Origin of the sequence: Spongiivirga sp. MCCC 1A20706 (assembly GCF_046524175.1) — a bacterium.
Classification (GTDB): Bacteria; Bacteroidota; Bacteroidia; order Flavobacteriales; family Flavobacteriaceae; genus Spongiivirga.
In genome coordinates this window covers 644317-657632 of the sequence record NZ_JBEFZF010000001.1, presented here as the reverse complement: position 1 = coordinate 657632, position 13316 = coordinate 644317, and the positions used below count along the sequence as shown (strand labels likewise).

12 protein-coding genes are annotated in these 13316 nt (G+C 36.1%); 6 read left to right on the top strand and 6 right to left on the bottom strand.

All coding sequences use genetic code 11. The features are described from left to right. Window positions 1-10: 10 nt before the first annotated feature. From ABN763_RS03030 to ABN763_RS03015, 4 genes are all read right to left on the bottom strand, one after another. Window positions 11-916, bottom strand: coding sequence for a hydroxypyruvate isomerase family protein (locus tag ABN763_RS03030; protein ID WP_410483937.1), 906 nt, complete (start codon window positions 914-916; stop codon window positions 11-13). A 64-nt stretch (window positions 917-980) separates the two neighbouring features. Beyond that, window positions 981-2030 (bottom strand): endolytic transglycosylase MltG, encoded by a 1050-nt coding sequence (gene mltG, locus ABN763_RS03025; protein ID WP_410483936.1) that lies wholly within the window; start codon window positions 2028-2030, stop codon window positions 981-983. Between the two features lie 12 nt (window positions 2031-2042). Then, a complete protein-coding gene (locus tag ABN763_RS03020; protein WP_410483935.1) occupies window positions 2043-2930 on the bottom strand; it encodes a carbohydrate kinase family protein in 888 nt (295 codons plus the stop codon). After that, window positions 2920-4266, bottom strand: a complete 1347-nt coding sequence (locus ABN763_RS03015) for a sugar porter family MFS transporter (RefSeq protein ID WP_410483934.1) — start codon at window positions 4264-4266, stop codon at window positions 2920-2922. Before ABN763_RS03015 ends, ABN763_RS03020 begins: the two co-directional genes overlap by 11 nt. 263 nt (window positions 4267-4529) lie before the next feature. Between ABN763_RS03015 and ABN763_RS03010 the strand changes: the two genes are divergently transcribed. After that, window positions 4530-5852 (top strand): hypothetical protein, encoded by a 1323-nt coding sequence (locus tag ABN763_RS03010; RefSeq protein WP_410483933.1) that lies wholly within the window; start codon window positions 4530-4532, stop codon window positions 5850-5852. Window positions 5853-5860: 8 nt separating this feature from the next. Here ABN763_RS03010 and ABN763_RS03005 read toward each other — a convergent pair whose 3' ends face one another. Beyond that, the gene (locus ABN763_RS03005; protein ID WP_410483932.1) at window positions 5861-7102 is read right to left on the bottom strand and encodes a mechanosensitive ion channel family protein; all 1242 of its coding nucleotides are present in this window, start codon (window positions 7100-7102) and stop codon (window positions 5861-5863) included. Window positions 7103-7254: 152 nt separating this feature from the next. Here ABN763_RS03005 and ABN763_RS03000 point away from each other — a divergent pair, with 152 nt between their 5' ends. The 3 genes from ABN763_RS03000 to ABN763_RS02990 all read left to right on the top strand — a co-directional run bounded on the left by ABN763_RS03000 (window position 7255) and on the right by ABN763_RS02990 (window position 9929). Continuing rightward, entirely contained in the window at window positions 7255-8370 is a 1116-nt protein-coding gene (locus tag ABN763_RS03000) for a hypothetical protein (protein WP_410483931.1), read from the top strand. A gap of 38 nt (window positions 8371-8408) precedes the next feature. Further along, complete coding sequence (locus tag ABN763_RS02995) at window positions 8409-9452, top strand: Ig-like domain-containing protein (protein WP_410483930.1); 1044 nt, start codon at window positions 8409-8411, stop codon at window positions 9450-9452. Between the two features lie 123 nt (window positions 9453-9575). Then, on the top strand, window positions 9576-9929 hold the full coding sequence (locus ABN763_RS02990) for a Dabb family protein (RefSeq protein WP_410484170.1): 354 nt from the start codon (window positions 9576-9578) through the stop codon (window positions 9927-9929). Between the two features lie 9 nt (window positions 9930-9938). Here the strand turns inward: ABN763_RS02990 and ABN763_RS02985 are convergent, their stop codons facing one another. Continuing rightward, on the bottom strand, window positions 9939-11144 hold the full coding sequence (locus tag ABN763_RS02985; RefSeq protein WP_410483929.1) for a multidrug effflux MFS transporter: 1206 nt from the start codon (window positions 11142-11144) through the stop codon (window positions 9939-9941). A 152-nt stretch (window positions 11145-11296) separates the two neighbouring features. Here ABN763_RS02985 and ABN763_RS02980 point away from each other — a divergent pair, with 152 nt between their 5' ends. Continuing rightward, a complete protein-coding gene (locus tag ABN763_RS02980) occupies window positions 11297-11752 on the top strand; it encodes a hypothetical protein (protein WP_410483928.1) in 456 nt (151 codons plus the stop codon). A gap of 10 nt (window positions 11753-11762) precedes the next feature. Then, entirely contained in the window at window positions 11763-13172 is a 1410-nt protein-coding gene (locus tag ABN763_RS02975; protein ID WP_410483927.1) for a phage tail sheath family protein, read from the top strand. Window positions 13173-13316: the final 144 nt, after the last annotated feature.

Below are 13316 nucleotides of genomic sequence, written 5' to 3'. Positions count from 1 at the left end.
TTTACCTTAGTTATATATCACAAATAAGTACTCCTTCTTTTAAAGCAGCTAACTTATCTTCATAGGTCGGGATAAATTCTTGTGCTACATACCCCTTAAATCCTGTAGCCACAATAGCTTTCATAATTGCGGGATAATTTAACTCCTGAGAATCATTAATCTCATTTCTCCCGGGAACACCGCCGGTGTGATAATGCGCAATATATTGGTGATATTTACGAATGGTAGCTATTACATCGCCTTCCATGATCTGCATGTGATAGATGTCATATAACAATCTAAAATGATCTGAACCTATTTTTTCAACTAATTGAACTCCCCACGGTGTACGGTCGCATTGATAATCCCGATGATCGACCTTACTGTTCAATAATTCCATTATCACGGTTATCCCTTTTTTAGAGGCATAATTCACTAAAGGGTCAAGACCGATAGCACAGTTTTCAAGACCTTGATCATCACTCATTCCATTTCTATTACCGGAAAAAACAATGACCTGTTTTACATCATTGTCTGAAGCTTTATCAATTAGGCGCATATATTTTTGTTGTAACGAAGCATGATTTTCAGATGTATTGAATCCGTTTTGAATATCAGCAAAAACATCAGTTCCTAATGAGCTTTTCAATCCGTATTTGGCAACCATAGGCCATTCCTCAGGTGTTAATAGATCGATAGCTTTAAGACCAATTTCTGCAGATTTTTCGGCAAAGGTTTCTAAGGGGATATCTTGGTAGCACCAGCGACAAGCAGTATGGTTAATATTGCCTTTTAATTCAGTCTCTGTTTTAGGTTTTTTTTCTTCCTTATCATCAACAGATATTACGCAGGAAGCACTTACTCCAGCAAGTCCTAATGTTCCAGCCGTAATAGATAAGTTTTTGATTACTGTTCTCCGATCTATTGTATTGCTCATGATTGGTTAAAGTTTAAGTGTTTAAGTTACAAAATGTTGTAATTGGTATTTCAAATAGATCAATTTACTTATCTCGTTGACTTTTTAGCCATTTCTGATAGGCCGCTTTACCTTTTCTAAACTCAGCATTACTTACGTAAAAATGGTGTGAACCGTCATTTGCTTCTACATTTAGAACGTAATAAAGATTATCTGTCTTAGCCGGATGGAGTGCAGCCTCAATGGCGGACTTACTTGGCGAACTGATTGGACCTGGTGGCAGACCAAGAACCTTTCTAGTATTATAGGGGTGATCTACCTCGACATCACTTTTATGAATTACACCATCCCAACGGTCGAGTAGTTTTGCAATGTATACATTGGTTGCATCGATTCCTAATGGAATGCCCTGCTCTAGGCGATTGTAAATTACGGAAGCAACTAAATCACGTTCTGAAGCTATTTTTGATTCATTTTCAATTAAGCTGGCAATAATGACAATTTCTCGTGGAGTTTTTCCCATTTGTATAGCTAACGCTTCCCATTCGGGTTTCCAAATTATTTTAAATTCTTGTACCATTTTAGCAATAACTTCCTTCGGATGGGCACCCAATTCTATCTCATAAGTAGCAGGATAAAGATAACCTTCAAGATTTTGTGCTGTAGGATCAATCTCTTGGATGAGGCTAGTGTCATTCATCAATTCAAAAACCCCTTTTTCAGTTAGTAGAGAATCTAAGTGGAACTCTTTTGCAATACGTTTTGCAATTTCAAAGCGGGTCCATCCCTCTGGAATAGTGATTGTTTTTGTTCGCTTTGTCCCGTGTTCAAGCTGTTTTATTAGCTCGATCGGGCTGATGGGAGATGGAAATTTGTAATCTCCAGCTTGCATTTTAGCCTGCTTATTTATAAATCGCAAATAAATCTTGGTTGCAAGAGGCTCTTGTAATATATCATATTCTTCCAGTTCTTTTAAAATACTATTCGTTGATGCACCTTGTTGGATCGTAATATATTTCGTTGCATTACTATGTGTTACAGGACTATGTACAGCATGATAAAGCCAAAAGGTAAACCCACCTATGATTAGAAGAACTAATAAGAAAACTATAAGTATTGGACGAAAGGATTTCATTAGGTTGTTCTATTATCGTTTTTTCATTTGTTCTAATTCATCTAATGAGAATACAGTATTCGCTCCCGATTTTGAGGCAACCAAAGCCCCAATAGCACAAGCAAAATCTAAAGCTTCTTCAGGACTACATTTTCCTAATAACTTATAAATTAAACCTGCTAAAAAGGAATCGCCGGCACCAACTGTATCTACTACTTTTACTTTATACCCTTCATGTCTATAAAAGTTATTGTTCATATACAAAATAGCACCTTTGTTACCTAAGGTTACACAAATGGTTGGGGTGTTCGTGGCATCTGCAATAAACCTAATTTGATCTTCAAGAATATTAGATGTATTCGTTTGCATACTACATACAAGAGGCAGCTCTTCATCATTAAACTTAATAAGGTCAGCTTCGTTCATAAGATCAAACAATACTTCTTTCTCATAATGTGGTGCTCGTAAGTTGATATCAAAAACCTTAAAATGAGCTTTTGTCAAATAGCGACCCAAGGTAGTTCTTGTCACTTGTTCGCGGCAAGCCAAACTTCCGTAAATAAGTGCGTCTACCTCCCTAATTTTATGATCGGCATACTTGTCATAGGCTATTTGATCCCATGCGACGGGTTTGGCAATTGTGTAACTCGCACTTCCGTTTTTATCTAAAACCACAGGGACATTACCTGTTGATAATTCATTTTGTTGGATGAACAATGTGGTAAGTCCTCGTTCGTCAATAAATTCTAGGGCTTCATTTCCTAGAGCATCCTTGCCAACTGCACTTACTATTGTGGTATTAACACCAAAAGAAGAAAGTCGTAGCGCAACATTCAAAGGTGCGCCTCCAATTTGCTTGCCGCTAGGAAACATATCCCACAAAACTTCGCCAAAACAACAAACGGATCGTTTAGTTTTCATCAACTAGCTGCTTTTCTAATTTCTCTAAAGATACCCCTTTCGTTTCGGGCATTTTAAATAGCGCCCATAGTAATTGCAATACCATCATTCCAGCAAAGAAGTAATAAATAAGCTGCAAATTGTCCTTAAATATTCCTTCTTTATCATCGATAAAAAATGGAGTTACTAATGTGATGATTGCTGCAAAAACCCAGTGCGTTCCTGTACCCCATGATTGACCGTATGCTCGAACCCTATTCGGAAATATTTCTGATATAAATACCCAGATAACAGCACCTTGGCCAATAGCGTGGGAAGCAATAAATACGCAAATAAAAGTAATGAGTATCGTAGGACTCAGTTCCGCCTGAAAGCAGTAGCCAACCATTAACAAACTAATAATGTAGCCAATAGAACCGATAATGATTAATTGTCTTCTTCCTAATTTATCTATTAACCGAATACCGACATAGGTAAATATCAAATTAACTACACCAATAGCGATGGCATTGAAAAGTGAATCTTGCCCGCCTAAACCCGCTTGCTCTAATATTCTGGGCGCGTAATATAAAACAAAATTAATCCCTGAAAGCTGATTGAAAAATGCGATTAAAAACCCTAGCCATATTATTTTGTTGTATTTCTTTTGAAACAAGCGTTCACTAGTTTTAGGTTGATTCAAATCTTCCTTTATATTATTCAATTCGCCTATAGCTTCTTCCTCGGGATAAATCACTTTTAAGACTTCTAATGCCTTTTGATCATCTTTTCGTTGTAGGGCCAACCATCTTGGGCTATTCGGTACTTTAAGCACCATAATTGTATATAGTAATGCCGGAATGGCCTCAATGCCAAGCATCAAACGCCAGTCATTTTCTCCACCTATTCCTTTTAAAAGCCAATTAGAAACAAAAGCCACGAGAATACCAAAAACTAAATTAAACTGATACAAGGCTACTAATCTTCCACGATTATTCGCTCCCGTTATTTCTGAGATATAAATAGGTGCCGCCACGGAGGAGGCACCAACACCAACGCCACCAATAAACCTAAAAAATGAAAAGGTATACGGATCAGGGGCAAAAGCGCTTCCTATAGCCGAAGTGAAAAATAAGATGCCAATCCAAAAAAGCGTTTTCTTTCTCCCTATTTTTTTCGTGGGGATGCCGCCAAAAATAGAACCTAGTACAGTACCCCATAATGCCATACTCATAATAAACGTTCCGTGAAAAAGGGGAGTGGTGTTCCAAAGTTTTTGAATGGGTTGATCGGCGCCGCTGATGACTATGGTGTCAAAGCCAAATAAAAAGCCGGCGAGGGCAACCGTAATTGCCCAGATGGTTAGTTTTTTATTCATAGCTCAATTTAATTATAATTTGCAAAAGTGATGATAGGAGATAATGGATATGGACTTATTCAAAAATAAAATACCCTGTTTAGGTAGGAAAATCAATTTCTGAGTTGTTATCGAAGTAAAAGGATATAAAAATAAAATTCTTTTTAAAAGGCAGTCCGTTTGTAGATAAAGTGTTAGGTGTTAAGCAAACGGGCTGTTTTTTGTTATCTAGCTTTGGTAAAAAATTGTATTTTTAAATCGGCTAGACAACATAGAAAAGCAATTTGAATTCTTCCAAAAACGACTTACCGGAGTTTATAAAAGGGTACCAAGATCAGAAATGGCAACTTGAATTATTAATTGCCGGAGGTATTATTTTTACCCTATACACTAGTACCGACTTTTTTCAGGAATTTTATTTTTTAAAATACCCGATAATCGATTTTGATTATTGGCAGTCCCTCATACTTTTTGGCAGCTATACGCTTACTAGGGCACTATTAATCGGTTTTGGGGCAACACTTTTTCTAAGAACCATTTGGTTGGGATACACCGCAATAACATACTGGTATCCTAAGGGTATTAATTATGAAAAATTGTCGGGTTCAACCCACTACAAAAATAGGTTGCAAAAACGTGAGACCGCTAGAGAACGCTTGATAAGGCTTGATAAATGGGCAAACCTGAGTTTTTCGTTCGCTATTATTTTTGGATTTATTGTTTTAATTGGTTTGATCGTAACACTTTTGGCTTTTGTTGTTTTGGCGGAAGTTTTTGGTTTATTTGATCTTGTTTATAGTCCTACCTTTAATTATGTGTTTGCATCCTTCGTTTTGCTGCTATTGCTTGGTGGGTTCGATTTTTTGCGAATTGGATGGAAGCGAAAAGGTTTCTTTGGAAGGATGTTTAATGTGGTTACTTCGTTTTTTTATTATGCCACGGGTGTTTTTCTGTTTCGACCTGAACTACATGTATTACTAACAAATGGTAATAAATGGGTTTTTAGAGGCTTCGCCGTCCTGTATCTTGCTTTATCACTTTTGTTTTCTATTAACCAAATAGGAGAGTTCTATTCCGAAGGAACCATCAATGTTGATTTGTTTGATGATCGTACTACCTATGATCTCCCCAGATTTTATAATCTTAATTCAAATCGATATGAGGAACATTTGAAAGAAGGAGATGTATTTTTTCAAGGTGGTATTCAGAGCGAACTCATTGAGAGTAATTACTTGAAACTGTTTTTGGTTCATTGGACACGATATGATGATTATTTAAGTTTCGGAATAGATAGTTTAAAACTACAAAAGAAAATTCCGAGATTTAAAACTATCAAAGAACGGCAAGTTTTTGACTCAATAAGAACAGGAAAGTATCAAACGTTATTAAATACGATGTTCACCGTTGAAATTGATGATCAACCCATAGATTCTATTAAATGGATTCGATATAAACATCCGAAAACAAAAGAAGAGGGATACCTTACCTACTTACGAGTAGATACGATGAATTTTAAGCGACATGTTATTAATGTTTCTCATAAAACAAGATGGAATGGTAAAACAGGTGATCGTTTTTATTTATCTATTCCATTTTGGAAAGACTAGCCAATATTTTATATATAAGTCTTTGAAGGGAGCTCAAATAACTCTAAATCAAAATAGGTAATAGACGCAATCAAGTGATCAAAAATATCAGCTATGATATATTCATAGTTTTTCCAACGTTTATCGCTGCTAAAAGCATAGATTTCTATTGGAATCCCTTGAGTAGATGGAGGTAATTGCCTGACCATTACCGTCATGTCCTTATTGATGGCAGAGTGATTTTCAACATAGGTCTCGACATACTTTCTAAAAACACCAAGATTGGTTAAGTTTTTACCATTAATTGCGATTGATTTGTCAATTTGATGCGCCGCGTTGTATTCCGAAATTTTGGCCCCTCGACTTTCCAAATACGATGAGATCAAATGAATTTTTTTAAGCTCGTTAATCTGCTCGTCGGTTAAAAAAGCTACTGATTCTTGTTTAATGATTAAGGCTCTCTTAATACGCCTGCCACCTGATTCGTTCATACCACGCCAATTCTTAAAAGAGTCTGATATTAAAGCATATGTAGGAATGGTGGTAATGGTTTTATCAAAGTTTTGAACTTTTACCGTAGCCAGATTGATTTCAACCACATCGCCATCAGCACCATATTTTTCAAAAGTGATCCAATCACCAATTCGTACCATATCATTAATTGATACTTGAATACTGGCTACAAACCCCAGTATAGTATCTTTAAAAATGAGTAAGATAATTGCCGAAGCCGCCCCAAGTGCAGTGAAAAACTTCCAGATGGTTGTTTCTGTTATAATGGCAAAAACGGTCATGATGCCCGCAACCCAAGCGAATATCATGAATACTTGTATGTAGCTGTCTATTGGCTTGTCTTTAAACGATGATAGCGTTTTAAGATGATCTTTTATGGTATTTAATAGGCTTCTAACAATTTTAAGTACCAAAACAACTCCTAGTATGTAGGCAATCTTGATCATGACATTTTCTACATATTGAAAATCGATAAATACCCATGGAATCATTTCAATAGCTAATAACAACGGGAAAATATGAGCTAGAAAACGGGGGAGTTTATTGGCGATCAATAAATCATCAAAGTTAGTCTTAGATCTTTTTGCAATGCGAGAAGAAATAAATCTTAATAGCTTCCAAATAACATAATCACATATAAAAACCAACAATAGCATCGACAAAAACAGTGCAGCCATATTGAAATAAGAAGCGGTCGATTCATTTGCTCCAATTTTAATTAGATAGTCATAGAGAATATGAGATAGCTTTTTTTCCATAAAATAAAATTACGCGAAAGTATTACTTTTTCAATGCTTAATTGTTGATATCGATCATCCTTTTGAGTTTTAAGATTTATTTATAATAATCTACTCGTTGAATCTTGTAAATTGTGCATTGCAACTATCCTTGTTCATTTAAAACTACAACCATGAAAAAACTACATTTGGGTATAATGTTATGCATACTTGCATTCACTACTACCTCACTGATTAAAAAAGATGACAAGACCCTTACTGCAAATTTCGTAACTGGTAATCCCGAAATTGCATCGATTAACACCATGAGTTTTGGACCAGAAGGAATTTTATTTATTGGAGATTCGAAAAACGCAACTATTTATGCCCTCGATACCAAAGATGTTGATAAAAAGCAACAGGGCACCAAGGCTAATATAGGAGAGTTTGATAAAAAAATTGCCGCTTCATTAGGTACCGATGTTAGTAATATCAAGATTACTGATATGGCCGTCAATCCAATATCAAAATCAGTGTATTTTTCTGTGAACACAGCCGATGGAACTCCCGTTTTATTGAAACTTAATGGAGAAAATTTTGAAAGCATATCGCTTACGAATGCAAGCTTTTCAAAAATCGGTTTGACGAATGCGGTAGCCACAGATAAAAAAGATAGAAGAGGCCGCTCTCAACGCGTATGGGCCATTTCAGACCTTAAATATCATGACGGAAAAGTGATGGTAAGTGGACTTTCGAATAAGGAGTTTAGTTCTACTTTTAGGAGCATTCCTTTTCCATTTAAGGATACGCAAGACTTCGCTTCTTTAGAGATTTATCACGCCGCGCACGGAAAATATGAAACGCATGCGCCAATTAAAACATTCAGTATTATCAACATGGACAATACCGATTATGTTTTGGCAAGTTATACTTGTACGCCATTAGTGTTATTTCCGTTGAATGATCTTAAAAATGGAAAGCATACTAAGGGACGTACTGTTGCTGAATTGGGTGCTGGCAATTCCCCTATAGATATGATATCTTTAGAAAAAGAAGGGAAGCCTTATTTTGTTATGACTAATACCAATCGTTCAGCAATGCGAATTGATTATGAAACTATTGCCAATTTCAAAGAATCATTAACTGAACCGGTAACGGAATTTGCTGTTGCGACTGGGGTTAATTACGTGTCCTTGCCCATGGTAAATGTGTTACAAATTGATAATTTAGATAAAGAGAATGTGATTTATATGCAACGTACCGCTTCGGGGGAGTTAATCTTAAGAAGTCGACCTACTAGATGGATGTAAAGCGTCACAATATATTTAATAAAAAGATCAGGCTTGTCTTGATCTTTTTTTGTTTAAACCTTCTTTTTGGCTGCTCTAATAGTTCAGAAAAAGTTGCGGTCGATATAAGGTATGATGATCAAAAAGCCATCGGCATAGATTTTAAACATGGTGACGATATTTCTGATCTAAGCGTTTATCGAAATGATAATTTGAAAATTGCTGTTCTAGGCGATTTCACCAAAAGTAATGGCAATATCAGTTTTACGCCCATAGTGCCATTCTCGTCAGGAAAAGAATATGTATTGTATAAGGAGGATCAGCTGATAAGTACCTTTATCATTGATACTTTTAGCAATGAGTCAAATAAACTGCTGGCTTTATATCCCGCTACTGAGAGAGTGCCGGAGAATTTATTAAAAATATACTTGGTTTTTTCACAACCAATGGAAGAAGTAGGGAGTGCCCTAGATCATATTACCGTAAAAAATACAACAACCAATAAAGAAGTTGATATTTTTCTCGATTTGCAAACTGAATTATGGAATAAAGAACATACTGGACTTACTTTATGGCTGGATCCTGGTCGTATTAAAACAGGATTAGTACCAAATAAGCAAAAGGGACTTCCTATTTTAAAGGGAAATAGCTACGAAGTTTATATCGATAAAAATTGGAAGGCTGCTAATGGGATGCCTTTAGACAGGAACTATACAAGAAGGTTTATTGTTGGAGATCGGGATACACAAAAACCAGATTGGAATTCCTGGAAACTAATACTGCCAGAAGCAAATACCCAAGAACCTGTTGTAATTAAACTAAACGAAACCTTGGACGCTATGCTCCTTCAAGAAAGTTTTGCCTTCTTCAATAGTCAAGATGTTTTAATAAAGGGGCAATACGCAATTAGTCACGATAAAAATGAACTAATATTTACTCCTGACGAAAACTGGATTTCCGGTGGTTATTTTATTGAAATAGCGTCAAAACTTGAAGATTTAGCCGGGAACAATCTAAATCATTTGTTTGATGAACCGATTTCCCAAAAAGGAGATTCGGCTGAATCTAAATCAGCCTTTAAAAAACGCAGGTTTTCTTTGTAAAGAACTGATTGTATTCATTCTTTAATAAAAAATGGATTTTGTAATTTCCGTGAATACTAACAAAAACTACTTTTTATCGTGTTGAGAAAACTTATTGGCTTTGCATTACTACTTTTATTAGCCATGGGGTGCAACAATCAAAATGATAAAGCAATGAACTTTGATCCTAATTATGCACATGTTGTGTATTTCTGGCTTAAAAATCCGGATAGTGAACAAGACAGAACTGACTTCGAAACATCGCTTCGTAAATTTCTTGATAACTCTAAGTTCGCCAAAACTAATTTTATAGGCACACCACCAAAAGCGACCCGCGAAGTTGTAGACGACTCATTTACCTATAATCTGATTGTTTCTTTTGAATCTGCTGAAGCACAGGATGAGTATCAAAAAGAAGAAGCGCATTTACAATTTATTGAAGAATCGAAAAACCTCTGGACAAAAGTAGTTGTTTATGATGCATCAAGTATCGATTAGAAAAGTGATTTAAGAAGAAGAAACTTGGCTTTTGTTCGAATTTTGCATCCAAAGAATAATAAAAACAGAAAGCATACTACATACAGAAAATCCAATAAATAATGGGAGGGAAGAGGTTACCACATAGTGCCCGATCAAGATACCAATTGGTACAGCCATTAAGGTTGAAATAAGTCCGGTTATGGCGGAAGCCATACCTGCAATATGACCAAGCGGTTCCATAGCTAACGCCCTAAGATTGCCAAATAAAAATCCGATTGCTGCGAACTGTACACAAAAAAAAGTGACCAATACAATTACATTTGGATTCGCTCCATTATGAAATAACACGACATAGCATGCGGAAACTAATAAGAAAATAACCAGGGCAGTATGCACCAATTTTTTCATCCCAAATCGCAATACTAATGATCCGTTAAGATAGATCGCTGCACCAATTGCTATAGCGGTTACGGCGAAAATATAGGGGAACTCTTCTTTCATTCCATACTGCACTTCATATATCTGTTGTGATGTGCTCAAATACACCAGGAATGATCCCACAACAAAACCAGAAATTAAGGTATACCCTATCGTTTGTTTTTGACTAAAAACTTCTTTAAAACCAACAAGAAACGCTTGATGATCCAACGGTTTTTTGTGCGCTGGTTTTAAAGTTTCCGGTTGTCTTCTCCAAAACCAAATTCCAACCAAAATGGCAAAAAATATCTGCACGTAAAAAATGGCTTGCCAATTATAATAGTTCATTACCAGCTTTCCGATCGTAGGAGCAACTACAGGTACAAGAATAAAAACTACCACAATAAATGACATGATACGGGCCATATAGTCGCCACTATATCGATCGCGTACAATAGCGACCGCAATTGTTCTTGGTGCTGACAACCCTACACCTTGAAAAAAGCGACCCATAAGCATTATTTCAAGGTTTTTGGTATAAATACAAATAAAACTAGACGCTATAAACGCCAAAAATCCAAAATAAACCATTGGTTTTCTCCCAACTGCATCAGAAAGAGGTCCGAATAACAATGGACCCACACCTAAGCCCAAGAAAAAAACAACCACTAATAACTGATTGTCAACAGCGTCTTTAATGCCAATGTCCAAGCCAATAACATCAAGTGCGGGCAATAACGCATCTAATGCAAGAGGGGCAATAGACATTAAAAAAGCCATTAAGGCTATAAATTCGAGTTGTGATTTTCTTTTCAAGCTGCAAAAATAGACTAATTAAAATCGAGAATACAGCTTATTGATCTAAAATTGGATAGGGTTAAAATCCCTGCTTAAAAGGTAGAAATACCTTGCTAAATAATTGACGATAAGCACTATATTGAAACATGCCAATTTAAAAATGAGTCGTCATGCCAGATCAAGATCAACCAAAAAAAACAAGTTTTCCGTACAAAACCCTAATATGGGCAGTTTTAGCTTTAATAGCTTTATTTCTATTTAAACCCGAATTGAAAAGCTTATTAAGTAGCGCCGAAGAGGTGTCTTTATTTGGGATGGAGTTTAAAGTAGGGAAGGAGAAAGCCGCCAAGTTAGAAATAGCTATTCAGCGTTATAAGAAAGAAATAGATGACTTTAATATTCAAATGGAGGAACAACAAAAACATATTGTTAAACTAGAGGAGATTAAAACCAATCTTGAAAATAGTATTGCGGAATGTCCAAGTACAAGAGAGAATGCCCAACAACTCAATACAGAATTGGGCATCATTATGAGAACTAATAAAGTATTACAGCAAAAATCAGATGTGCTTAAAAATACTCAGATATTAAAGAGATCCACAGGCAAAATTCAAATGCCAAAATAAGATTTCCACAATGCCAAAGTTCAAAACTCCAGGGGTCTATATTGAAGAAACCAGTACCAAAATACCTGCCATTGCACAAGTTGAAACCGCGGTGCCGGTTTTTATAGGGCATACAGAAAAAACAACCGCTAGTTTACTACTGAAACCTAAAAGAATAAATTCCTTAGTAGCGTATGAAAGCTTTTTTGGTGGTCCCGTTAATGAAGCGGTAACCGTTGACATAAAAGACAGCTTTGATGTTGATAGCAAGCTTGTTAATCGGGTTTTGGATGCCAAATTCACCAACTCACAATCTAATTACTTTTTGTTTCATTGCATTAAGCACTATTTTGATAATGGAGGTGGGTCATGTTACATTATTTCTATTGGCGATTATCAAAGAGATTTAATAGTGGGCGATTCGTCAAGCGGATTTCTAGGTGGGCTCGAAGTCGTAAAAAAAGAAAGAGAACCAACACTTTTATTGTTTCCGGAAGCGGTAAATTTAGAATTGGCTGAGTATACAACTATTGTAAAAACCGCATTAAATCAATGTGCCGATTTAAATCGATTTGTCTTAGTAGACTTTAAAGGTGATATTTCTAACGCTAAGGTCGTTCAGGATTTTCGATCACATATGGTTGGAGACAACCTAAATTATGGAGCGGCGTACGCCCCAGATCTTACAACAATATTTCAATGCGGATACGCGGAACACACTATTACAATCAACCATTTTCAAGATGTTGCTGGTACTGCTAACCCATTACCTACAGGTGTGGAGAATCATAGCGGATCTGGAACCGATTTAAAAAATCAGCAACCGGCGCTATTTATTCAAGCAGAAAAAGCGATAAAACAGCTTAAAGTAGTGTTGCCACCTTCTGCGGCAATAGCAGGTATTTACACAAGAATTGACAGTAGTGAAGGTGTCTGGAAAGCACCAGCGAACACATCCGTTACTTCAGTAATGGGGTTAACAGCTGAAATCTCAAATGCATTACAAGAGGACCTAAATGTTAGTCTTTCGGGAATTTCTATTAATGCCATTAGATCTTTTGTGGGAAGAGGCATATTAGTATGGGGTGCACGAACAATGTCTAGTAACGACTTGGATTTTAGATATATCAATGTCAGGCGTTTTGTTTCATGGGTGGAGGAATCTGTTAAATCTTTTCTTGAGCAACTAGTATTTGAACCTAATGATAATAATACATGGGCTACTGTAAAAGCTGGACTACAAAATTTTTTAACTCTATTATATCGAGATGGCGCATTGGCTGGGGCGACTATGCGCGATGCATTCTTTGTCAATATTGGTTTAGGAGTTACAATGACCCAGACTGATATTGATGACGGTACAATGATTGTTGAAATCGGGATGGCGGTAATGCACCCAGCTGAGTTCACTATTATTAGAATTCTTCAAAGAATGGAGTAAAAAGGCATCTATTTTCTTCTTCTACTAACTAATTTGTATCATTTTTAATGATTTAAACCCGTATGAATACTGGGTTTTTTAAAATTATCTACTAAAAAATTAGTAGATATACTAAAAAGTTAGTAGTTTTGAGCCTGTAAAGTT

Coding starts and splice junctions, on each gene's coding strand:
- ABN763_RS03030 (WP_410483937.1), bottom strand. CDS start 916: ATGAGCAATACAATAGATCGGAGAACAGTAATCAAAAACTTATCTATT.
- ABN763_RS03015 (WP_410483934.1), bottom strand. CDS start 4,266: ATGAATAAAAAACTAACCATCTGGGCAATTACGGTTGCCCTCGCCGGC.
- ABN763_RS03005 (WP_410483932.1), bottom strand. CDS start 7,102: ATGGAAAAAAAGCTATCTCATATTCTCTATGACTATCTAATTAAAATT.
- ABN763_RS03000 (WP_410483931.1), top strand. CDS start 7,255: ATGAAAAAACTACATTTGGGTATAATGTTATGCATACTTGCATTCACT.
- ABN763_RS02990 (WP_410484170.1), top strand. CDS start 9,576: ATGGGGTGCAACAATCAAAATGATAAAGCAATGAACTTTGATCCTAAT.
- ABN763_RS02975 (WP_410483927.1), top strand. CDS start 11,763: ATGCCAAAGTTCAAAACTCCAGGGGTCTATATTGAAGAAACCAGTACC.
- mltG (WP_410483936.1), bottom strand. CDS start 2,030: ATGAAATCCTTTCGTCCAATACTTATAGTTTTCTTATTAGTTCTTCTA.
- ABN763_RS03020 (WP_410483935.1), bottom strand. CDS start 2,930: ATGAAAACTAAACGATCCGTTTGTTGTTTTGGCGAAGTTTTGTGGGAT.
- ABN763_RS02980 (WP_410483928.1), top strand. CDS start 11,297: ATGCCAGATCAAGATCAACCAAAAAAAACAAGTTTTCCGTACAAAACC.